Annotated in this window: 22 protein-coding genes; all 22 read right to left on the reverse strand. The window is 41.8% G+C overall.

The features are described from left to right. Positions 1-3: 3 nt before the first annotated feature. A complete protein-coding gene (gene mreD / locus RL70_RS08715; protein ID WP_039043032.1) occupies positions 4-525 on the reverse strand; it encodes a rod shape-determining protein MreD in 522 nt (173 codons plus the stop codon). Continuing rightward, entirely contained in the window at positions 522-1,415 is an 894-nt protein-coding gene (mreC, locus tag RL70_RS08720) for a rod shape-determining protein MreC (RefSeq protein WP_039043033.1), read from the reverse strand. Before mreC ends, mreD begins: the two co-directional genes overlap by 4 nt. A 19-nt stretch (positions 1,416-1,434) precedes the next feature. Further along, positions 1,435-2,451, reverse strand: a complete 1,017-nt coding sequence (locus RL70_RS08725; RefSeq protein ID WP_025783515.1) for a rod shape-determining protein — start codon at positions 2,449-2,451, stop codon at positions 1,435-1,437. Between the two features lie 89 nt (positions 2,452-2,540). Then, positions 2,541-3,239, reverse strand: coding sequence for a DNA repair protein RadC (gene radC, locus RL70_RS08730; protein WP_039043034.1), 699 nt, complete (start codon positions 3,237-3,239; stop codon positions 2,541-2,543). Further along, on the reverse strand, positions 3,239-3,841 hold the full coding sequence (locus RL70_RS08735) for a nucleoside triphosphate pyrophosphatase (protein WP_039043035.1): 603 nt from the start codon (positions 3,839-3,841) through the stop codon (positions 3,239-3,241). The genes radC and RL70_RS08735 overlap by 1 nt, the downstream gene beginning before the upstream one ends. 96 nt (positions 3,842-3,937) lie before the next feature. Beyond that, complete coding sequence (locus RL70_RS08740) at positions 3,938-4,609, reverse strand: hypothetical protein (RefSeq protein WP_039043036.1); 672 nt, start codon at positions 4,607-4,609, stop codon at positions 3,938-3,940. 88 nt (positions 4,610-4,697) lie between these two features. Continuing rightward, a complete protein-coding gene (locus RL70_RS08745; RefSeq protein WP_039043037.1) occupies positions 4,698-5,453 on the reverse strand; it encodes an A24 family peptidase in 756 nt (251 codons plus the stop codon). Beyond that, entirely contained in the window at positions 5,450-6,148 is a 699-nt protein-coding gene (locus RL70_RS08750; protein ID WP_039043038.1) for a hypothetical protein, read from the reverse strand. Before RL70_RS08750 ends, RL70_RS08745 begins: the two co-directional genes overlap by 4 nt. Continuing rightward, a complete protein-coding gene (locus RL70_RS08755) occupies positions 6,132-6,842 on the reverse strand; it encodes a hypothetical protein (RefSeq protein ID WP_039043039.1) in 711 nt (236 codons plus the stop codon). The genes RL70_RS08750 and RL70_RS08755 overlap by 17 nt, the downstream gene beginning before the upstream one ends. Beyond that, complete coding sequence (gene pilM, locus RL70_RS08760) at positions 6,826-7,803, reverse strand: type IV pilus biogenesis protein PilM (protein WP_039043040.1); 978 nt, start codon at positions 7,801-7,803, stop codon at positions 6,826-6,828. The genes RL70_RS08755 and pilM overlap by 17 nt, the downstream gene beginning before the upstream one ends. A gap of 24 nt (positions 7,804-7,827) precedes the next feature. After that, positions 7,828-8,277, reverse strand: coding sequence for a type II secretion system protein (locus RL70_RS08765; RefSeq protein WP_039043041.1), 450 nt, complete (start codon positions 8,275-8,277; stop codon positions 7,828-7,830). Between the two features lie 120 nt (positions 8,278-8,397). Beyond that, positions 8,398-9,609: a type II secretion system F family protein gene (locus RL70_RS08770; RefSeq protein ID WP_039043042.1), complete on the reverse strand. Its 1,212-nt coding sequence runs from the start codon at positions 9,607-9,609 to the stop codon at positions 8,398-8,400. A gap of 2 nt (positions 9,610-9,611) precedes the next feature. Beyond that, positions 9,612-10,649 carry a type IV pilus twitching motility protein PilT gene (locus tag RL70_RS08775; protein WP_039043078.1) on the reverse strand — a complete coding sequence of 346 codons (1,038 nt, stop codon included), beginning with the start codon at positions 10,647-10,649 and terminating at the stop codon, positions 9,612-9,614. A gap of 15 nt (positions 10,650-10,664) precedes the next feature. Beyond that, positions 10,665-12,320: a GspE/PulE family protein gene (locus RL70_RS08780; protein WP_039043043.1), complete on the reverse strand. Its 1,656-nt coding sequence runs from the start codon at positions 12,318-12,320 to the stop codon at positions 10,665-10,667. A 25-nt stretch (positions 12,321-12,345) separates the two neighbouring features. Then, a complete protein-coding gene (locus tag RL70_RS17295; protein WP_052245870.1) occupies positions 12,346-13,731 on the reverse strand; it encodes a G5 domain-containing protein in 1,386 nt (461 codons plus the stop codon). A 45-nt stretch (positions 13,732-13,776) separates the two neighbouring features. Further along, the gene (locus RL70_RS08790; protein WP_039043044.1) at positions 13,777-14,016 is read right to left on the reverse strand and encodes a hypothetical protein; all 240 of its coding nucleotides are present in this window, start codon (positions 14,014-14,016) and stop codon (positions 13,777-13,779) included. A 26-nt stretch (positions 14,017-14,042) separates the two neighbouring features. Continuing rightward, on the reverse strand, positions 14,043-15,479 hold the full coding sequence (locus tag RL70_RS08795) for a hypothetical protein (protein WP_039043045.1): 1,437 nt from the start codon (positions 15,477-15,479) through the stop codon (positions 14,043-14,045). Positions 15,480-15,495: 16 nt separating this feature from the next. Further along, positions 15,496-15,924 carry a prepilin-type N-terminal cleavage/methylation domain-containing protein gene (locus tag RL70_RS08800; RefSeq protein WP_039043046.1) on the reverse strand — a complete coding sequence of 143 codons (429 nt, stop codon included), beginning with the start codon at positions 15,922-15,924 and terminating at the stop codon, positions 15,496-15,498. Between the two features lie 20 nt (positions 15,925-15,944). Continuing rightward, entirely contained in the window at positions 15,945-16,379 is a 435-nt protein-coding gene (locus RL70_RS08805; RefSeq protein ID WP_039043047.1) for a type II secretion system protein, read from the reverse strand. 134 nt (positions 16,380-16,513) lie between these two features. Further along, positions 16,514-18,238, reverse strand: coding sequence for a sensor domain-containing diguanylate cyclase (locus RL70_RS08810; protein ID WP_039043048.1), 1,725 nt, complete (start codon positions 18,236-18,238; stop codon positions 16,514-16,516). 25 nt (positions 18,239-18,263) lie between these two features. Next, positions 18,264-19,967 carry a sensor domain-containing diguanylate cyclase gene (locus RL70_RS08815; protein WP_039043049.1) on the reverse strand — a complete coding sequence of 568 codons (1,704 nt, stop codon included), beginning with the start codon at positions 19,965-19,967 and terminating at the stop codon, positions 18,264-18,266. A 56-nt stretch (positions 19,968-20,023) separates the two neighbouring features. Beyond that, positions 20,024-21,247, reverse strand: coding sequence for a folylpolyglutamate synthase/dihydrofolate synthase family protein (locus RL70_RS08820; protein WP_039043050.1), 1,224 nt, complete (start codon positions 21,245-21,247; stop codon positions 20,024-20,026). Between the last annotated feature and the right edge of the window lie 49 nt (positions 21,248-21,296).

Genomic DNA, 21,296 nt, shown 5'->3' on the forward strand with positions numbered 1-21,296 from the left:
AAATTACATACCGGCTTGCTTCTCTACGACTCGTTTGTAGATCAGGTTTTTAAACAACCATCCAAACAAGATTATGAATATCAAGTTAGCGATCACTGTCGGTACGAGTCTCGCTGTCATAAACACTTCTAAATTGATTGACGTAAGGGCAATCAGACTAGCGAACAAATATGACATCATTTCTAGCAACACGACCATAAATAGAGACAAGAGCATAACAGTCCCGGTAGACCGATGAACTTGACGGATGATCACAAAAGCTAAGAAACAAATTAGCGGATAGAGAAACGTATATATCCCAATAATATCAATGTGATACATATCATACAAGAGGCCAAAGGATAAACCATAGAGAACCGCCTTGCGAAGATCATAATAGGAAGCGATGAATACTAAGTAAACAATGACAAATCTCGGAACGAGTGTATAGCGGACGTCGCCCAGTTCAATTGGTGAAAACAAACTGAAAACCGGCTCCAGAAAAAACAGAACGACAGCAATAAGAGGGATGATGAACCGAGTCATGATCCATCCTCCCCCTCCGTTGCCGACGTTCCAGGGTCATCTGTCCCTTTTGCAGTTGCAGACTGTCTTTTGGCGATCATGACATGATCGAGCATTGAGAATTCAGCAGCCGGACGAACGTAGGCCAACTTCGTGAGACCATAATCATCCGTCGAAACCTCAGTTACTTCTCCAATTAAAAGACCCTTCGGAAAAATCCCGCCAAGTCCGGAAGACATCACTTTTTGACCCACTTTCACTTCAAAACTGGAATCGATCCGTTTCATAATCAATTCGCCACGCTCGGGATCGTATCCTTCCATCAGACCAAAAATATCTTTCTTACCAGGAATCATTGCAGACACTCGGAAGTTTTGGTTTTCAGTCGACAGTAATTCGACAGTCGATTTAAAAGGCGTCACGAGGACAACTTTTCCGACAAGCCCATTCGCTGTCAACACAGCCATGTTGCGTTTTATTCCCTGTTTAGCACCTTTGTCGACAATAATTTTCTCTTCCCATTGATCGGGATTTCGTGAAATGACAGTTGCTTGAACAGGATCATACGCTCGCAAATCATCTTTTTTATCGATGATCTTACGTAAACGTTCATTCTCTTCTTTGATATCTGCTAATTCCACTTCTGTTGAAGCATATTCGGTCAGACGGGCTTTCAACGTCTTGTTTTCTTCATATGTATTCAAAATTCCATCAATGTCATCGAAAAATCCGGTAATGGAATGTGCCGGCTTGGAAATTAGAGATTGTCCAAAACCGACGACATCCTTCACCATCTTTTCAGGGAGGTTGGCGCTTTGCCGGTCTTTAAGAGAAAAAGCTATCAATGCTACCAGGACAATTACGCCCACGAGCAGTAAAATCAATCGTTTGTTCGAAAAAAATCGCGGCATTGCCGATATCCTCCCTCAATTATTTCGCTTGCATTTTTTTAATAACGTCAAAATTATCAAGCGCTTTACCTGTTCCGATTGCGACACAATCCAAAGGATCTTCCGCGATGAACACAGGCATATTCGTTTCATCAGAAATTACCTTGTCCAAATTACGTAATAGCGCACCACCGCCAGTTAAGACGATTCCACGCTCCATCACGTCAGCCGACAATTCTGGAGGTGTTGTTTCCAATGTCTTTTTCACACCGTCGACAATTTGTAACAATGATTCACGCAACGCTTCGACAATTTCATCTTGTGAGATTTCAAGTGTTTTCGGCAGACCTGTCAACAAGTCGCGTCCACGAATTTCCATCTTCTCAGATGTCTCAAGCACGCTAGCAGAACCAATTTCGATTTTGATAGCTTCAGCTGTACGTTCTCCGATTGTTAAGTTATACGTTTTACGGATATAGCTAATGATCGCTGCATCCATCGTATCACCACCGACACGAATCGACTCACTTGTTACGATTCCTCCAAGTGAAATTACCGCAACTTCAGTCGTACCTCCACCGATATCGACAACCATACTACCAGTAGGTTCCCAAACAGGTAGATTGGCACCAATTGCAGCTGCAAAAGGCTCTTCAATCGTGTACGCATCTTTTGCGCCAGCTTGACGAGCTGCGTCAATCACTGCCCGCTGTTCAACTGATGTAATTCCGTATGGCACACAAACCATAACGTTCGGTTTTTTCCATGCGCCACCAGAAGCTTTTGTTGCTTCTTTCATGTAGTGCTCGATCATTGCTGTTGTAATGTCGAAGTCAGCAATAACTCCATCTTTCATTGGGCGTGTTGCAACGATCGAACCTGGCGTACGGCCGATCATATTTTTCGCAGCACTACCAACAGCCACGATTTCATTAGTCATCGTATTTTTCGCAACTACGGATGGTTCCCGTAGAACAATCCCTTTTCCTTTGATGAAAACCAACGTATTGGCGGTGCCGAGGTCAATCCCGACATCTCTCGCTCCTAGTCCAAACAAATTCGTTCTTCCTTTCTGCAGTACCGTTTTATGAGGCTTCTTAAAAGCATACACCATAGTATAACGGAAAGGCGAACAAATTCACAGTGTCACATGTATCCCTTTTCTTTAAGGGAGATAAAGCGCTGGTCTCCAATGATAATATGATCCAAAAGATCGATACCCATTAGCTCTCCCGCTTCTGCAAGTCGTTTGGTCACTTCAATGTCTTCAGGAGACGGTGTTGCGTTGCCTGAAGGATGATTATGCGCTACGACGAGTGACGCAGCAGAGCGTTTCACAGCTTCCCTGAAAATTTCCCGTGGATGAACGATTGAGGAATTTAGGCTACCTATGAAAATAGTTTGTTTGTGCAGTACTTCGTTTTTCACATTCAAAAACAGCACAACAAAATGTTCTTGCGTCAATTTTGACATATCCGTCATCAAGTAGGCAGCGGCATCTTCTGGTGATTTAATAGCGTAGCGTCCATCTTGCGCAACCGAATAGATCCGTTTGCCGAGTTCAGCTGCCGCCAAGATTTGAACCGCTTTAGCGTCTCCTACCCCTTTGACCGCAGTCAACTCTTCAATCGTGACGTCACGTAAATCCTGGATCTTATCAAACTCAGACAAGAGTTTATTTGCAAGGACGAGCACGGATTCTTCACGTGAGCCTGTACGAAGTAAAATCGCTACAAGCTCCTGGTTCGACAAACTGGACGCCCCTTGACGAGTCATCCGCTCACGCGGTCTGTCTGCGAAATGGATATCACGAATCATTAGCGCATCTTTATAATCCGTCGGCATCAGCGCTCGTCTCCTTTTAACCAGATCAGACCTCTCGAACGCAATGCATCCGCAAGTTCTGAGATTGGTAGACCTACGACGTTATCGTAATCGCCTGTAATTTCTGAGACAAGCAAACCGCCCGCTGTTTGTATGCCGTAGCCACCTGCCTTGTCTAGCGGATCACCAGTTGCTGCATATGCTTGTATGAGTGCGTAATCTAACTTCCGAAATGTCACTTCGGTACTGGATGAAAAACTGGTGAACGCACCATCTCTTAAAAGTGTGACGCCGGTTATGACACTGTGAGTTTGTCCCGAGAGCTCTTGTAAAAACTCCACCGCTTGAGCAGCAGATTTTGGCTTCGGGAACACCTTTCCGTCTAACGCGACCACCGTATCGGCTCCAATTACTAGAGTCCCTGGATAGTCTTCGTATATAGCGGACGCCTTAATGGACGACAAAGCTCTCGCATAAGTTTCCGGCTTTTCACCATTTTCTATCGGACGTTCATCCGCGTTGCTTGCGTTTACTGTAAATGGAACCCCTAATCTGGCTAATAACTCTTTTCTTCGTGGTGAAGCAGAAGCTAAAATAATGGTTTCATTGGTTTCAAAAAACATACGTAAATGCCCCCTTTGCCACATCATACGACAATGTGATTCAGAAGAAAATTGTGTAGAAAACAGCATAATATGACTTTGGTCGCTTTTTAGCTATCAAAATTCAAGTTTGACACACTTACCTGTCTCAGAATAATGAGCTAGCACATGCATTTTAATGATATTAATATCATCTGTAAATGCAGTGATGGCGGTAATATTACTCGTGAACGTATCTTTTTTCCCTTCACCTACACTCTGTTTCCTAGAAGCGACCAAATCCTGAATTTCAGAAATTTTAGTAGCACTTAAAACACTCCTCAACAATTCTCCCTCTCCACTGTCGCAAGCTAGTGGGGAGACGTTCACTTGTTTACGGAACACACCCTCTTCTCCTGCAGGATCTGCATCTATTTCAGATAATCCCAAGGCACTCCATACATAAAATTGCCCATTAGCTTGGACTGGAGCGGCTTTGGGTAAGTTTTCATCCGCTATAAACGAAGCTGCAGACGTTTTTGATGAAAACACCCCATGTTGTTTTGCATACATAGGTATCGGCGCTCCTGCAGCTGCAGTGTCTGGCTTCGTTTCGTCTTTTTTATCAGTCCCCTGACCGGATGCAGGTCCACTCGCCGGAACGTTTACGTTAGGTGACGCAGCACTTTCAGGTTTCTCAGTTTTTAAAAGGATGAATCCGACAATGGCTACTGCCGCAATCCCAAGCAGCACGCCTTGTCCGAGTGCCAACATAATTGTCATTTTCGTATACTTTTTCTTGAAGTTCATAACAATCCCCCCAGTTTCATTAACCGTACCAAAACGGACATGAAAAAGAACAAGACTCGTGTCGTCTTGTTCAAGAAAATTGTTCGACTTAAGTTAACAGCGACAGATACCATCCGACAAGTAAATTTCCATAAAAGTAACTGATGACAGCTGCCGCTGCGATAGATGGTCCAAATGGGATGGGTGTTTTCCTACCTTGACGCGTCCGACAAAGGTGGATAATCCCTACGATTGAACCTATTAAAGCCGCAAGAAACAAAGTAAACAAGGTGAGCTTCGTTCCAAGTACAAGTCCGATGACGAAAAATAGTTTAATATCGCCACCGCCCATGCCGCCTTTCGACACAACGGCGATAAGCAAAAGCACCAGGAAACCAACTGTTGCGCCTAGAAAACTATCCCACCAAGGGACAAGCGGGCTAACAATACGCAGTAAAGCAATTGCGATTCCAAACGGCAACAGGATTTTATTTGGGATCAACATGTATGTGATGTCTGACACTGTAATGATCACGAGCATCGAGATGAAAAGAAGTGCCACTGCGAGCTCAATCGAAAACCCTAAATAATAGAATGAGAGGGCACATAAACCCCCGGTAACGAGTTCCATTAACGGGTATATCACACTGATTTTCGTTCCGCACCCTCGACATTTTCCACGCAAGAACACGTAAGAAAATACCGGAATTAAATCTACAGCAGTCAGTCGACGATCGCAAACTGTACAATGAGACGGTGGCGATACGATTGATTCCTTTTTTGGCACACGTAACCCTACCACATTATAAAATGAACCAAATACAAGTCCGTAAATGAAGAAAAAGCCTGTCCAGACAGCTGTCATTCGTCTTCACCTGCGCGAGTTGTTGGATCTTCTTTCCCCGCTGGCATCGGTGCGTCCAGTTTTGGCGCTTCAGGGACAAGTTCTTGGAGATCAGGACGACAGAATGCTTGGAATGAAACGGTTAGTTCAATTGGCTCTTTTTCGGCAGCCGCTTCCCGAATCTCTTCAGGCGTATCCAATTCGATAGATTGTACGACAAAGATACGTTCAGTCGCTTCCACTTCACGAATGAATTTATCAACCTCTTCATATGAAGACGCAGTGAGTTCGACGTCAATTGTCAGTTGTTTAAGGGCAAGTGCAGGATCTTCTGTCCCCGCATCCAGCTGGTCAGAAGATTCTATCGGCACCTCATTGAGTTCATCTTTAGCAAACGCCACGTTATTAATTAATGCCTTTGATTTCACTTCAGCTTTTTCTAGTTGGACAAGCAGCAAATCCTCAAGCGGTAGAACCGGGACTTTCCGTTGCAACGGACGGGAACTGTTCGACTGTTCAATCGGTTTTGCAGCTACTTGACGTTGCAACTCGAAGATGACTTCTCGCTGATCTACGAGTGAATTAACCACCCCTGTGTTTTCTTCTTTTGCAGGCGCATAGAGCTGGAACCAGCTATAACTGACAAGCAATACAAAGAAAATAACCGCTAGTACAAGAAGGGCAATGTCTTTTTGACGTTTAGTTAGACTCCGCATCGGATCCCTCCTCTTCTGGAACAGGTGATTCACTGTCATCTGTGTTTTCTGACGGTGGAGCGGTTTCGTCAGATGACGATTCACTATCTTCCACAGAATCACCTGGAGCTGGTGGCGCAGCCCCATCAATTAGTTGGCGTCCATCAGTAAAGAAGATCGTGTACGTCGCAAGGTACCGTGGCAACCAATTGTTATTGACGCCCTCTTCCTGATCGATTTCTTCCGCTTCAATCGATTCAATCGAAGCAGTCTCAACAAATTCAGAAGACAATATACGAGTTAAATAGTATGCAGCTTCCGTTTTATCATCAAATTGGATTTCTACAGTCGCTTGGTGAGGTGCCGCAAATGCAAATGATCGGAAAAAACCACGTCTCGGAAGTTGTGCGACCAGGTCTTCCAACAATGGAGCTGTTTCATAACGATAGTCTTCAACCCACTGGACACTTGCAGCAAGCTGATCATGAGATTGGGCAGTATCAGAACGGTTCAATCGTTCTGTCAATTCAGCTTGCGTGATTTGAAGTTTCACTAATTGGTTGTCCAAACGCTCTGAGTCCGAAGTCACACTCCGTGTAAGCAAAAAGAAAATTAGCCAAAAAAGAAGCGCTGCGCCGAGAAACGCAAGCGCGACGTAAAGGAGTACAGAGCGCTCCTTCTCCTTTTCTGGCAATAAATTAATATCTACTAGCATGGTGCACCTCTTTCAGCGCCAATCCGATCGTTCGATTGAACGACGCAGGAACTATCCCGCCATCTGTGAATTTAAGTGGTTCTGGTAAAAGAGGCCCCGCGACCACATTTAAACGGTCGGATACTTGCTTCAGCAATTCATCCAATTCCACATACTCCCCATTCACAAGCAAATGTGTAATCGTCGCTCCGCCATTCCACATATTGTAGCGATAGAAATTGACGAGTTTTTCAAGCTCCTGAACAATTGCACGCGGAGACAGCGTTTTGGAGTCCGTCGACAACTCAGTTGCCGAAACATCGAGTTCCGTGGCATTTTCTAAATCTACTGGACGCATAAACTGCGGATAATGTTGATGGAAAATCGAAACGACAAGCTTTCCTGCAGTTAAATCTGCTAACAGAACATGCTCGTCCCCTGTAAATTGGTGCTTGTCATGCGCCAATCGATATAGTGCAAGCGGTGCAATATCTGCGACAAGAGGTTCGAATTTCGCATCCGTTAACGCCGCTTCGTATCCATTGAGGACACTTTCTTTGGAGGCAATTAAAATCGCTTCATGGGTATCTTCATTCGGTAAGTATGGTACAACGTCAAAAACCGGATCATCGAACGGCAAATAGATCGACGAACCGATTTCTATGAAAAAGTGCCCTTTTAATTCATCTTCTAGTACATCTTCCGGGTACGGCACTTTCCGGATCATTACATATGTATCGGGCGCAAGAAACTGGACACTGCGTTTCACAATGCCCCATTCCTTCGCAAGCCCGTCGAGCACAGTCACCAACCCCACGGAATCCACAACACGCCCGTCATGGACGGTATTCGCGAGAAGTGGAATTTCTACTGCTTCTTCCACCGTTAACGGTTCTCCCGCTTTCAGCTTTACATAGCGGACGGCGTCTTCTTCAATTGTAAGTGAGATTGGCCGCTTTGGGCGGGAGAATGGGAATGGCATGGGTTTGGCTCCTAGATTAGAGAGTTATGGTGTAGTTGATTTAGGCACTGCTTTCGAGTTACCGCTGTCTGTTATTTCCTTACTTGTCGCATCAGTAAACACAACCTTGGTACCTTTATTATCACCAGTACCTGAAATAGTCATTGCTTTTTTCGTTGAATTACTCTTTGTTACGGTAGGCGTTCCTGTTCCCGTTATTGGAAAAGAGCCACCGTCGTCAATAAATTTCTCAGTATTTAATTCACTTAGTGTCACTGTAGACTTTTCTGAATTTTCAGCAAAATACATATTAGCAGCAGATAAAATAGTTTGAGCATCAGCTTTAACAGCTTTAACTCTACTATTCTCAATTATATTCCCAATCGAAGGCACAGCAATCGCTGCGATAATACCCAAAATAACAATAACTGCGAGTAGCTCGACGAGTGTCAAACCTTTTTCATTTTTCAACTTCTTCTGTAAAAACTTTTTCATTTGTTCTCCTCCTTAGTGTACGTGCTTTCTAACATACTGTCAGTATACCAAAAGTTCTGGTTGTGTGGAACTATTTTTCTAGTAATTTATGAAATTTTAATGGACGATAAGGTTTACTTGTTACAAATTATCTATCTCGTTAAATAGGCTGAACATCGGCAATAAAATTGCGAGGACAATAGTCCCAACTAATCCCGCTAACAGCACAATCATTATTGGCTCGATTAGGGCTTTGAGTCTTTCAGTTGATGCATCAACTTCGCTTTCATAGAAATCTGCGACTTTCGCAAGCATGGCATCCAAAGAACCTGTTTGTTCACCAATTGCGATCATGTGCGGAATGAGCGGTGGAAACGCCCAGTGCCCTTCCATCGGCTCGGTAAGTGACCCGCCACGTTCCAATGATTCTCGTGACTTTACAAGCACTTTCTTAACGACTTCATTTTCAATCACTTTTTCTGTCATCGAAATCGATTGCAGAATTGGTACTGAACTCGAAAATAACGAACTAAGCGTGCGAGTTAACGTAGCCAGAACTGATTTCTTCACAATGTCTCCGAATATCGGCAGCCGAAGTAATACCGTATCCAACATCATCTTTCCTGCCGGGTTATTTCGAATTAGATAAAACGCAATTGCAATCGCCGCAATGGTCATGACAATCACATACCAATAAGACAAGGCAAAATCACTTGCGCTCATGACAAAACGTGTGAGCAACGGCAATTCTCCACCTACACTGGCGAACAAATCCACGAACATCGGTACGACAAATGTCAGTAAAAAAATGACAACTCCAACCGCTACAATCCCAACTACAACTGGGTATGAAAGTGCAGACAACACTTTTTGCCGTGTCTTGTAAGCTTTTTCATAGTGAATCGCAAGCCGATCCAGTGCATCATCCAATGTACCTGACAGCTCACCGGCTTTGATCATATTCACCACGAGTGGTTCGAACGCTTTCGGATGCTTTGCAAATGAGTCGGATAAGGAACCGCCTGTCCGTAAGTCTTCATTAACTTCTGTCAGGATCTTTTTGAACTGCTTCCCTTCTACTTGGAGAGCTAAGATTCGAATCGCTTCAACGATTGTTACACCTGCACGCAGCAACGTAGAAAACTGACGCAAAAACATGATGAAGTGCTGGCGTTTCACCGGTTTTCCGATATGAATCTCTTTTGTTAGCGTAGTTTCCGCCTGTTCCGTTAAATTTTTCACACGGATTCCTTCGCGTTTCAGTTTCAACGCCGCATCTCTTTTATTATCAGCAACTATTACACCTGAACGGACAGATTTAGCGTCTCGTCCATCATATTTAAAACGAGCCACAATTATGATTCCTCCTGCAAGTAAGGCTCTGCGGTATCAAAACTAATGATTCCACCATCTAATAACTCTTTAACAGATGCATTCATCATGTGCATTCCCATGGCCCGATTTGTTTGAATGACGTTTGGGATCTGATGTACCTTCTCCGAGCGAATTAAATTGGCGATTGCTGCATTTTTAATCATTAGCTCCGTCGCCGCTCGTCTACCTGAACGATCTTTAGTCGGCAACAATCTTTGAGATAAAACCGCTGTCAACACTCCTGCCAGCTGAACGCGAATTTGCGCTTGTTGCCCGTGTGGAAAGACATCGATAATTCGGTCAATCGTCGATGCAGCACTCCACGTATGGAGTGTGGCAAGTACAAGGTGTCCAGTTTCAGCAGCAGTAATCGCAGTTGAAATCGTCTCTAAATCTCGCATCTCCCCAACTAAAATGACATCAGGGTCTTGGCGCAATGCAGCCCGTAAGCCATCTGCGAATGAATCCGTATCAAAACCGACTTCCCTCTGGTCGACAATACTTGAACCATGACTATGCATATATTCAATCGGGTCTTCCAGCGTCAAAATGTGCTTTCTTGATGTCTGATTCAAATAATCAATCATCGACGCTAACGTTGTGGACTTACCCGATCCCGTCGGTCCAGTCACAAGGATTAATCCTTGTTTTGTGTCTGCCAGAGATTTTAAAATCCCCGGCATCTGTAAAGACTCAATTGTCGGAATGTCTGTCGGTATTGTACGAAATGCTAGAGACGTAACCCCACGCTGTTGAAACGCGTTAACGCGGAATCGAGCAACATTTGGCACTTCATATGAATAGTCAATCTGACCTTGTTCCTTAAATGCAGTGAATAATTTATCAGGGACTGTCGCTTTAGCAACTCCCATCGTAAACTGTTCAACTATCGGCTCACTCCCGAAACGTTTCAAATCTCCGTTAATCCGAAAGACTGGTGGAGAATCTATCGTCATGTGAATGTCAGAAGCATGAAGCTCAACCGCTTTCGTCAATAAATCATCAATCTGTTGTTTCATCATGAAATCCCCTCCTTATTCAGGCAACGCTACACGGAGAACTTCTTCCGTCGTTGTCAGTCCTTGTTTCACTTTATCCAGTCCATCATCGATTAAAAAGACCGTTCCACTGTTGACCGCAGCTTCACGCATTTTAGCAGGCGTCGCATTACTGTTAATCAATTCTCGCATCGCATCGTCGATCAGCAGCACTTCGTGAATCGCAACACGTCCTCGATAGCCCGTCATGTTACAAGCTGCACAGCCTGATCCACGGTTTATTTCATTAATTGCCAACCCGCGTTTCGCAAAAATCTCTTGTTCTCGTATCGTCGCCGGCATTTTCTTCCCACAGTCTCTGCACACTTTTCGAATGAGACGTTGCGCAACAACCGCGTTGAGTGACGCTGTGACGAGAAACGGTTCCACACCCATATCGAGTAATCGGGTAATGGATGCGACAGAATCGTTTGTGTGGATCGTACTAAGAACTAAATGTCCAGTTAACGATGCCCTTATCGCAATCTCGACTGTATCACGATCTCGAATCTCACCAACCATGACGATGTCGGGATCTTGGCGCAATATCGACCTTAAACCAGTAGCGAAGGTTAAACCTACATTTTGATTGACCTGGATTTGATTGACACCAGAAAGTTGATACTCCACTGGATCCTCAACGGTAATAATATTGACTTCTTCGCTATTCAACTTGTTGAGCGCCGCATATAACGTCGACGACTTACCAGACCCAGTTGGACCAGAAATCAAAACGATGCCGTTCGGGCGATTAATTTCCGCCAAAAATCGTTCCAAGTTAAGAGAATTGAAGCCTAGTTTTTTCAAGTCACTTAGTGAACTACTTAAATCCAAAATCCGCATCACAATTTTTTCCCCGAAAATCGTAGGTAATGTTGACACCCGTAAATCGATTGGGCGAAAATCGATGGTCGTCTTAATACGTCCATCTTGAGGCAAACGCTGTTCGGTAATATCCAAATTAGCAAGAATCTTGATCCTAGCTGTCAACATACCTTGCATGTGTTTCGGGAGGACTCGTTCCGTTTTCAACATTCCGTCTAATCGGTAGCGGATTACGAGTTCGTTTTCTTGGGGATCCAAATGGATATCGCTCGCCTTTTGAGCAACGGCAGATACCATCAACTGGTTCACCAATCGAACAACCGGTGAATCGAGATCCGTCAATTCTTCCTGCTGCTTTGTTTCTTCGGGTTGATCAATAAAAATATCTTCGAATGATTCGTCTTCATAGTACTTAGATATCGTCCGTAAAATATCGTCTTTAGAAGCGATTGCAGTTTCAATATGAAAGCCAGTCGACAAGCGCAAATCCTCAATCGTCAAATAGTCCATCGGATCACTCATCGCAACAAATAACCGATCGCCATCCGCTTTCAATGGAACTAGTAAGTTTCGCTTAGCGAAATCCTTGGGTACAATGTTAAACAATTTTGGATCAAACGGATAACGGAACAAATTGATATGAGGAATCCCAAGTTGAAATTCCAATACTTCTATTAGTTGTTGTTCTGTAATGTATCCTCGCGCAAGCAATGCATCACCGAGACGCTGGTCCCTTGGCTTTTCGGCTAATGCCATGTCGAGCTGAGCATCTGTAATCAGTCCAGACTCAACCAATAAATCCCCTAACCGTTTTCGTGGTGCTGCCATTGAAAATCCCCCTCCAAACCGGGTGTTACTTGATCAAATTTCCGCCTTTGTCATACAAATAGTCATCATCACCAGGCATCGGTATAGCGTTTCCATCATCTGGATCCGAAGTATCGTTAGGATTTTTAGATGGTTTGTTATTTCCAGAAGGTTTCTCTCCACTTGAATCGGGCTTGTTGCTTGAATCTTCGTTGTTAGATGTGGAATCATTCCCACTTCCATTGTTCTGAGAAGAATCTGCCCCGGGTTCATTATCCAAATTCGTGTCTGCCTCAATTAAAGGACGTCGTTCGACACGGGAAACCGGTGGATAAAAATCTTCTGCTATAGATTCAGTAGTTAGTAAAGTTCCATCTTCTGTGATTTTGCGCTGAACAATAATTTCGAATCCATCTGTGCCAGGCTCTGCAATATGGACTTGTCCCCGTGTTAGATCCTCACTATATTGAACAACAGTTTTAGGATCGAATTTATTCGTTTCCGCAACGTATGGCTCATATTCATAACGAAGTGGCATTCCTTCAATAGAAATGTTCAATGATCCACTTTCCCACTTAGCATGAACTGTATAGGAAGTGTAATTCGGGTTCGTCATTACATAATCCAGACCTAGCTGTGTATTAATCGCCGCTTCGAATCCAGGTTCCACGCCCTGAGTCAGTTTACGACGAATTGTTCGATCTTCAATCCAGAAGTTCGTCTGTAACGAAGCTTTATAGAGGGTAGACGCTAGAATTGTGAGTTCTTCTTCGTCTAGTAGTCCAGGTTGCGTATTTTCGATGAACTCAAGAATTGAAAATGGAGCTTTCGGCTCGATTTCGTTTCCGTCTAACTCACTGATTAACTCGAGCATCGGAGCTGTCAAACCGTCAATTTCAGTGGATGCAGATGCAATTTCAGTAGTTGTCTGTGTGGATTCAAGATAATCTGTCAAAATAATGGATTGCGGCATGATTCCTGATTCCAATTTCTCCCCAATCCCCATAGCGATAGATTGGATTTCAGAATCACTAAAAGACAGCATCGGCAATTGTTGCTGCAACAATGTTCTAAGTCCATCTTCAGAAACAGTTGAAATAAGTGAGTTTTCCTCTTCAGACTTAGCTTGTTTGATGGTTTCGGAAGGATTATAATCTACTAATTCTGCTGGTAATGGAATGATCGCATCTTGATAGAGTAAATCCGCTTGCAACTTGTCTTGCATTCCCAACAATTCTGAGGTTAACTTGATTTCCGCTTCCTTGTCCGTCTGTTTTGATAAGTTGAAAGGACCTGCATATGTATGATCCCCGAATCGTTTACCGAAGAGTAGGTTTTCTGCAGCAAACGATCCTGCAGACGCAATTCCAAAAAAGAGTAAAGAAGCGCCCAGAATGCTTAAAAAATATGTTACAACAGTTCGATTACCCACGTTTTGGACGCCTCCCATTCAAAATTCTTTATAAGTAGAATCATATTATTTCGCTTCTTGCTGCTTTGCTAGCAATACTGCTGTTGCAAAGGACAAGCCCAAGATAACTAGTAATGCGTACCAAAATGACATCATTTGTGAAACGAGCATGGCCAGGAATGCCGTGGATGTACCGAGTAGGACAATCCAAGTCGCGATATCTGGCAGCCGGTTGGTACGGACTAGCCAAAGGGTGGCTGCATATGCTAAAACAGCTAGAATTAGTAGTAGTAGATAAGGTGTCATAATTAGCCTCAATTCTCAAATGAGTTTCACTTATATTCAACTTCAATAGATGGCGTTGGCCATTTAATTCCAGAATCTGTTGGTGGAGTCTGATTTGAAACTTCCGGACACTTTTCTAAGAATTGTTGGTTACTAAGACGTTGAATTCTTGGATGAGGTATTTTTTCTGGATAAGAAAGGTTACCTTTGTAAAAAATATAACTTGATGAGGATATTTCACTAACCTTATTTTCTATTGTTAGGTTCCCCGCTACACAAACCTTTGATTTGTCTTCAATCTCTGTCTTATTACCCTTTAAAGTTAGATTCCCTCCTACGTACAATGAAGTTTCTTCAAGTTCAAACTTTTTATTAGCAGTAAAATTACCAATAACAATCAAATTATTCGAATCCTCAGCATTAAAATGATTCTCTGCTGTGAGATCTCCACCTATATAAAAATAGGATTCTTCGATATCGACATCATTTTTAATAACTGCTGACTTATTTACAACTAAAATCGAATCCTCAATATCCAGTTTATTACTTAGCGTTAGCGAACCATCTATCCTAAAATCAGTTTCCTCGATGTAAAGATGACCATTCCCAGTGTTAAATTCCCCTTTTACATAAACCCAGGAATCTTCCAAATCAAAATTCTGTCCAGTTTTATAAGTGTATCCATTCGGAAAGTAGACAGTTGAATCCTCAATATCTCTAATTTTATCGACATTTTCACTCGCGAAACATTTCTTACCCTTAATTTCCTTTGCATTGGAACAGGGTGGTACTTGTACGCTCTGCGGATAATTCCATTCTCCCAAATCCCCATCGCTGGTACCACTGCCAGGTGACCCTCCTGTTGCTCCTGTTTCAAAGGAAGGAACTATAAAAACTTGCTCAAAATTAAGCAGCTTAGTTTTACCGCTCTTTCTTTCTTTTCCAAGCACACTGCCTGAAACCCCAATAGTGATTTGATCTTTCATTAAACCAATTATAATATTCTGGTCATTGGTTCTTATAAATTCATAATAGTTCTCTGTTTTTTTGTTAGACTTATTAAGTTCAAAATCAAACTCCTTTTTTTTGCCTAATATTAAAGCGGGTGCCTCTTCAACATTGACTGCCTTCATTAGTTTATAAAGTTCTTGTGCGGTACGTTTACGTACAGCGTCATAGTCAACTGTTCTATTGGGGTTTTTCTTATCATTTTTTATATTATCGAGTTGGATTTGAATTTCTTTTTCAGCAAAATTATTTAGTTCTTGTAAGCGGATATAATATTCATTGGTATATTGAGTCTTATAAAATTCAACTCCTGCTTCTGCAGCCACAACAGTCAAGTGACTATTATCTACTATATTTTCTTGTGTTGCATTACTGATGTTTCCTCGGAGGAATACTGCTGTGAGAATCGTAATAATAACGATTAGCAATAAGACAACAAGTAAAGCATAGCCTCTTTCTCTATATATATATTTCATGGATTTCACTCCATTCTCATTCACTTTTATACCTGGAGATTACAGTAGGTACGGAAACAGATAATCTTCTATTTAAAGGATCCTTCACTTCCAAAGTTAACTCATACATGCTTGTTTTTTTAGGTTTCAACTCAATATCCTGTAGCGGTCCATACTGAAATTCTTGTCCTATTATTTCAGTGGATTCTTGATTTCCTTCGCAATTTCTTAAACTAACTTCTTGTTCCTCAATTATCAGTCTATAACACTCTGAAGATCTATGTTTCTGTTGAATTTTTGTAATAATGAAGTTAGCATCTTGTTGCAATTGGATTTTTGTCGTTTCTAATGCATTGTGTTTAACACTGATATTCATAGCAGTCCATATAATGCCCGTTACGAGGGAAACCAGAACCAATACAGCTAGAAGCTCTACAAGGGTCATACCTGACTGATTGTCTTTCAAAACCGATTCCCCCTCAAGAGTTATTTAACCTGAATGTAACCAAATGATTCGCTAGAGATACGATTATCTTTCACGATTTCAACCTGCAGCCTATGTAATCGAACAACACCTGGCTTAAGCGTTTCTTTTAATTCGGGACCTTCATCAGGTGATTTTTTTATTTTTACAATCACGTTAGGTCTCCCATATTGATCATCTCTCCACCAGTCGTTTTCACTAACAAATCTAGTCCCGTTCAAGTCACTAGTTTTCCATTTAATATTCTTATATTCTTCCAAAACAATCCGAGCCTCATTCATCGTCTCCAACTTCGTCTCGGTCCTACTATTAAAAAGAGTCATCTGAGGGAAAATTGTCATGAACGCAACGAAAACTATGCCTAATATCACAAGTGAGGCGAGAATTTCAACTAAAGTCAGTCCAGACTCTTCAGTGGTTTTCCATTTACACACCAATTCTCTCACCTCTTTCGTTCCTTTTTCCTATCTCTAGCATAACGGAGTGAACCTTTGAGTTCAATAGGCTTGTAAGCATAATTGTTACAAAAAAAGACTGCTAGCGCAGTCTTTTGAGTGAAACTTTATTTTCATCAAATTTCTATTGGATCAGTTGGCTCCGCTTCATAAACCCCAACGCGATTGCGTCCTGCCTGTTTCCCTCCAATATAGAGGGCTCTGTCTGCATTCCGAAGCAAACTGCTTTCAGATTGCGTGTCCTCTGGAATTGATGAGACACCAAGACTCACAGTAAGCTTGATACCAATCGATTCGATATCATCCGATAAGTCCGGTTTGATTGTAAATGTATGTTGCTCAATTTCAAGACGAATTCTTTCAGCAAGTGAAACCGCTTCCTCCTTTGTGAAATCAGGAAGCAATAAAACAAATTCCTCTCCGCCATAACGAGCCAGCGTACGACCATCCGTCTCGTACTTTTTAAGAATTTGAGCAAATTCACATAAAATATCATTACCACTTTGATGCCCATAATTATCATTGATGGATTTGAAATGATCGATATCTAATATAATTGCAGATAAACTAGAAATCTCTTGTTCGTGAAAAAGACTTAGCTCATCTCTTAGTTTCTTTGTTAAATAGCGGAAGTTATACAGTTTTGTAAGACCGCACTTTTCACTTTTCTCAATCGTACGTTCGTAATGAAATGCTTTTACTATAGAGGTTTCGAAATACCCCGTTAACAAATCAACCATTTTTTTATCTAAATCCTCAAAAAAGTTTTTTCTGAACGACGTCATGATAAGGTAACCTTCAAGTTTTCCCGCTCGAATAATAGGTGCAATCATGACACTTTGTACAGCAATACTGAACCGGAGATGTTCGAGCTTTTCGATTTCTTTACTTGAACTATATACCTTTATATTGTCTGGTGATAGTAAAGGTATCGCTTCATTTTCAAATTCAAAAAACTGAGATTCCTTTGAAAAAGTACCCGCCTCTGAACAGGCTAGCATTTGAAATCGGTTACCATTACGAATATCGAGAATATAAGCTTGATCATAATTTACGACACCTTGAATTTTCTCAGTGAAAATTTTTATGACTTCATCCCTGCTTAGACTCTCCGTTAGTTCGTGACCTATTTCGACAGCGGAAGAAAGCTTTTTGTTAAGCTCACCAGAAAAAGCATACCTTCTAATAATTAAGAGTACGAGTAGAAATGGTGCACCAAGCAATAAAACGGAGAAACCGCCCAATTTGTAAGTAAGTAGACTATATGCGACCGCTAAGGGTAGCACAACTATTGTTATCGCAAAATCCCACAACGCTACTTGCTTAAACTTATCAAAGGAAGCTTTCTCTATTTTCATGATGAGGTAAAGGACCAAGCTATTGATGAAAGAATATGACACTGCGTAAACCGTGGCCGCTATTAGGAAAGCCCACGGTGACATTTCCACGATTCTACCGCCAGCAAAATAAAAGAAGAATGCACTAACAATTGAAACAATCACAAACATTAACGAATTTGTTGTAAACCGATAGAATGCCGGTAAACTCGACTTTCGAACAAATTGTAAAATTATGAGTGCAAGTTGCATGAAAACCATTTCCGCAAAAAGACCATATTGAAAAAAAATCACAAAAATAATCCATCGTTCAAGTGAAATACTAATCGAGAATATTTGGAACGACGAACTCATTGCGATAATTAGCATGATGAAATTTAGCAATACAAACCACATATCAATTTCTTTAAACGGAAACATCATATATACAAGATATAACGAGGTCGGTACTACTAATAACCACAGTAAAAAAGCCGTCCACTGCTTACGTAGATTCTTGAGCATTTTGTATCCTCCGTTCTGGAACACCTTACTTTACATAACCACCTACTCGATTACGCCCAGCCTGCTTCGCTCCAATATACAATGCACGATCTGCATTTCGCAATAGCGTCATCGCTTCATCTGTATCCTCAGGTGCGGCTGATACGCCTATACTCGCTGTGATTTGAATTTCTTCTTCATTCAACAAACACGACAAATCATTCTCGATTTGCATGTTTGTTTGCTGGATTTCACTTCGTAACTCTTCTGCAAACTCAAGTGCTGCATCCATTGAAAACTCGGGCAATATATAGACGAACTCTTCGCCACCATATCTAGCAACAATCGCTTTTTCAGGACATTTGTTTTGCAACAGATTTGCAAACTGTTTCAATATAAGATTTCCACTTTCATGTCCGTAGGCATCATTGACCTTTTTAAAATGATCAATATCCAACATAACAACTGCAAGGTGTTCAAGAATTCCACGATTCAGCAAATCCATTTCCTGTTCCAATCGTTGCTCTAGAAAACGATAATTATAGAGCCCAGTCAATGCACAGCGGTTACTTTCCTGTTCTGCAAGTTCTATATATCTCGCTTTCTCAACCGACACTATAAAGTATGAACTAAGCAGGTCCAGGACATTTAAATGAAACTCTTTAAACGCGTCTTTCTTTTTGCTACCCATCACCAGAACCCCCACAATCTCCTGGTGGCGAATAAATGGAACACATAATAAGCTTTCGATATCATCTGGAACGGGAGTTATTGTTTGTTGAATCCATTGGTCTCTTCTAGTGTATAGAAAACTTTTCTTATCAGATAATACTTTACCCGCAATGCCCTCCCCCTTCGCTAAATGAACATGAGGAGTAGCAACTTTTCTACCTTTTACATAAAAATGTGTAGGTTCCAACCATCCATCATAATGATCGAATAAGTAAACATAGTCCGCTTCAAAAAGAGCAGTCGTTTTCGTCATAAATTCCTCGATTGTCGATTCTTCAGTGGTCATTTTAGCAAGTTGTTGACCTATCTTCCCCGCAGCTTGAATATAGGCATTTAAGTCGTCTGTCTGCCGATTAATTCTAAGCACTAGTGTCATGAAAAAGAACGGAATTCCCACTAACACATATCCAATGACCCCATAATGGATGAGGATAAAATATAACGACAAGGCAAGTGGTACGGCTATGACCATCCTAAAATAATGAAGAAGCGTTTCTTTTACGGAATCCAGTCTCATCCGATTTGTAAGTACACCATAAAGTTTAAAAATCCAATCATACAATACGGAATAGACAATTTGATAGACGAACACGCCAACAACTAGAATGCTAAAGGTCAGTTCTCCAATTCCAGCTCCTGTCATGAAAAAAGCGACTGCCGAACTGACCGACAACACAAAATAAGCTAACGAGTTGTACAGCAAGCGATACAGAACATCACCTGTTTTATAACGCGCAAATACCGCACAAGCAATTATTAGTTGAGTAATGATCAACTCTATCGTTAATCCATACACAAGAAAAATCGGTAAAGTAAACCAGACAAAAAGTACGATGGGTTTACGATTGTAGATGATGGGATAGTAAATACTTAAAAATCCAAGTAAAAATGAAAGTCCTACCCATAACCAATTCACCGTGAGTATGGGCTGGGTATAAAGAAGATAAACGATGCCGGTCGGCACAACAAGTATCCACAGTAAGAGCAAGAGCAACAATGGCCGGCCTTTCAATTTCATCCTCTTCATCCTTCCAATCAACCGCTCAACCCGCGGAATTATCTATCTATTGCTAATTATATTATATGAGACCTTAGACTGTTTAGCAAGTATAAAGAACCCGAGACTATTTTCTTAACACCTAGGTCTTTAGTTAGTAACGAAGATACACAATCTATATCTATCACCATTTTATTTCCAAATTCACATTGATCATAGAGGCATTGCGCAGTCGCAGCACCGGGTACATTAAAATTGATGAAGGTAAATGAATTCGCAACTGGTATTAATTCATCGAGTGTCTCTTTAATTTCTTTATTGGCCATCATTCCTATGACAAAGTCAATCTTCTCCCCTGGCAGTTGTTCTTGGATCGTACGTCTGAGCATTAACGCTGCGGCAGGATTGTGTGCACCATCAAAAAAGACGCCTGGTGCGATTTCTTCGAATCGATAAGAGAGCTGCGCGGTCGCAATACCTGTTTGAATCGCTTCTATCGGAAGGTTTAGACCAGCTTTAAGAAGCGATTCTATAGCAACTGCTGCATTGATAGCTTGGTGAGGACCTTTCATCTTTCTATTTGGTAATGCTAGTTGCTGACTTCCATCAAACTGTTCGGGGTTTCCTTCTTTCATACAGAAACCTTGTCCATAGATCACTAATGGACTGCCAACTTCAGTAGCCACTTTTTCTACTACCTTTTCGGCGTCCGCAGGCAATTTCCCGCATACAGCTGGAACTCCCTTTTTTAATATTCCTGTTTTATGCCACGCAATCTCTCCGATCGAGTCACCAAGGAATCCGATATGGTCTCTAGCGATTGATGGAATTACAGAAACCATTGGCGTCAAGACATTTGTGCTGTCAAACCTTCCTCCCATTCCACATTCAATAAGGACTACATCTGGCTGCAGGCGGTTAAAAGTGGCAAACGCTGCCGCAGTCAATAGTTCGAAGTCTGTCAACATCCCGTCAAGTCCGGCATCTTTCAGTATTTGGAAAGATGTTGTTAACTGCTCTTCTGTACTATTTTCTCCATTGATTCTGATTTGATCATGTATATCGATCATTGCAGGCGAAGCGAAAACGCCTGTACTTATTCCGGCCTCACGAAGGATAGATTCCATAAAGCAAATTGTAGATCCTTTGCCATTCGTGCCTGCGACGTGGATTGCTCTTAAATTTTTTTGTGGCGATCCAAGGAGGTTCATTGCGTGTTCAATTGCAGCTAGTCCAGGTTTAATCTCCTTATCACTAATAATGCTTACACGTTTCTTATACTCTTCCAACTTCGGTATCATACCTTTTCCCCACCTTATGCTAAACTTATAGTTGATAGCCTTTGAAAAG

It is taken from the genome of Sporosarcina sp. ZBG7A (assembly GCF_000813425.1).
Lineage (GTDB): Bacteria > Bacillota > Bacilli > Bacillales_A > Planococcaceae > Sporosarcina.

Excerpts from the sequence above, each read along its gene's own strand:
- mreD (WP_039043032.1), bottom strand. The coding sequence starts at position 525 with ATGACTCGGTTCATCATCCCTCTTATTGCTGTCGTTCTGTTTTTTCTG.
- mreC (WP_039043033.1), bottom strand. The coding sequence starts at position 1,415 with ATGCCGCGATTTTTTTCGAACAAACGATTGATTTTACTGCTCGTGGGC.
- radC (WP_039043034.1), bottom strand. The coding sequence starts at position 3,239 with ATGCCGACGGATTATAAAGATGCGCTAATGATTCGTGATATCCATTTC.
- RL70_RS08735 (WP_039043035.1), bottom strand. The coding sequence starts at position 3,841 with ATGTTTTTTGAAACCAATGAAACCATTATTTTAGCTTCTGCTTCACCA.
- RL70_RS08740 (WP_039043036.1), bottom strand. The coding sequence starts at position 4,609 with ATGAACTTCAAGAAAAAGTATACGAAAATGACAATTATGTTGGCACTC.
- RL70_RS08745 (WP_039043037.1), bottom strand. The coding sequence starts at position 5,453 with ATGACAGCTGTCTGGACAGGCTTTTTCTTCATTTACGGACTTGTATTT.
- RL70_RS08750 (WP_039043038.1), bottom strand. The coding sequence starts at position 6,148 with ATGCGGAGTCTAACTAAACGTCAAAAAGACATTGCCCTTCTTGTACTA.
- RL70_RS08755 (WP_039043039.1), bottom strand. The coding sequence starts at position 6,842 with ATGCTAGTAGATATTAATTTATTGCCAGAAAAGGAGAAGGAGCGCTCT.
- pilM (WP_039043040.1), bottom strand. The coding sequence starts at position 7,803 with ATGCCATTCCCATTCTCCCGCCCAAAGCGGCCAATCTCACTTACAATT.
- RL70_RS08765 (WP_039043041.1), bottom strand. The coding sequence starts at position 8,277 with ATGAAAAAGTTTTTACAGAAGAAGTTGAAAAATGAAAAAGGTTTGACA.
- RL70_RS08775 (WP_039043078.1), bottom strand. The coding sequence starts at position 10,649 with ATGAAACAACAGATTGATGATTTATTGACGAAAGCGGTTGAGCTTCAT.
- RL70_RS08780 (WP_039043043.1), bottom strand. The coding sequence starts at position 12,320 with ATGGCAGCACCACGAAAACGGTTAGGGGATTTATTGGTTGAGTCTGGA.
- RL70_RS08790 (WP_039043044.1), bottom strand. The coding sequence starts at position 14,016 with ATGACACCTTATCTACTACTACTAATTCTAGCTGTTTTAGCATATGCA.
- RL70_RS08795 (WP_039043045.1), bottom strand. The coding sequence starts at position 15,479 with ATGAAATATATATATAGAGAAAGAGGCTATGCTTTACTTGTTGTCTTA.
- RL70_RS08810 (WP_039043048.1), bottom strand. The coding sequence starts at position 18,238 with ATGCTCAAGAATCTACGTAAGCAGTGGACGGCTTTTTTACTGTGGTTA.
- RL70_RS08815 (WP_039043049.1), bottom strand. The coding sequence starts at position 19,967 with ATGAAATTGAAAGGCCGGCCATTGTTGCTCTTGCTCTTACTGTGGATA.
- RL70_RS08820 (WP_039043050.1), bottom strand. The coding sequence starts at position 21,247 with ATGATACCGAAGTTGGAAGAGTATAAGAAACGTGTAAGCATTATTAGT.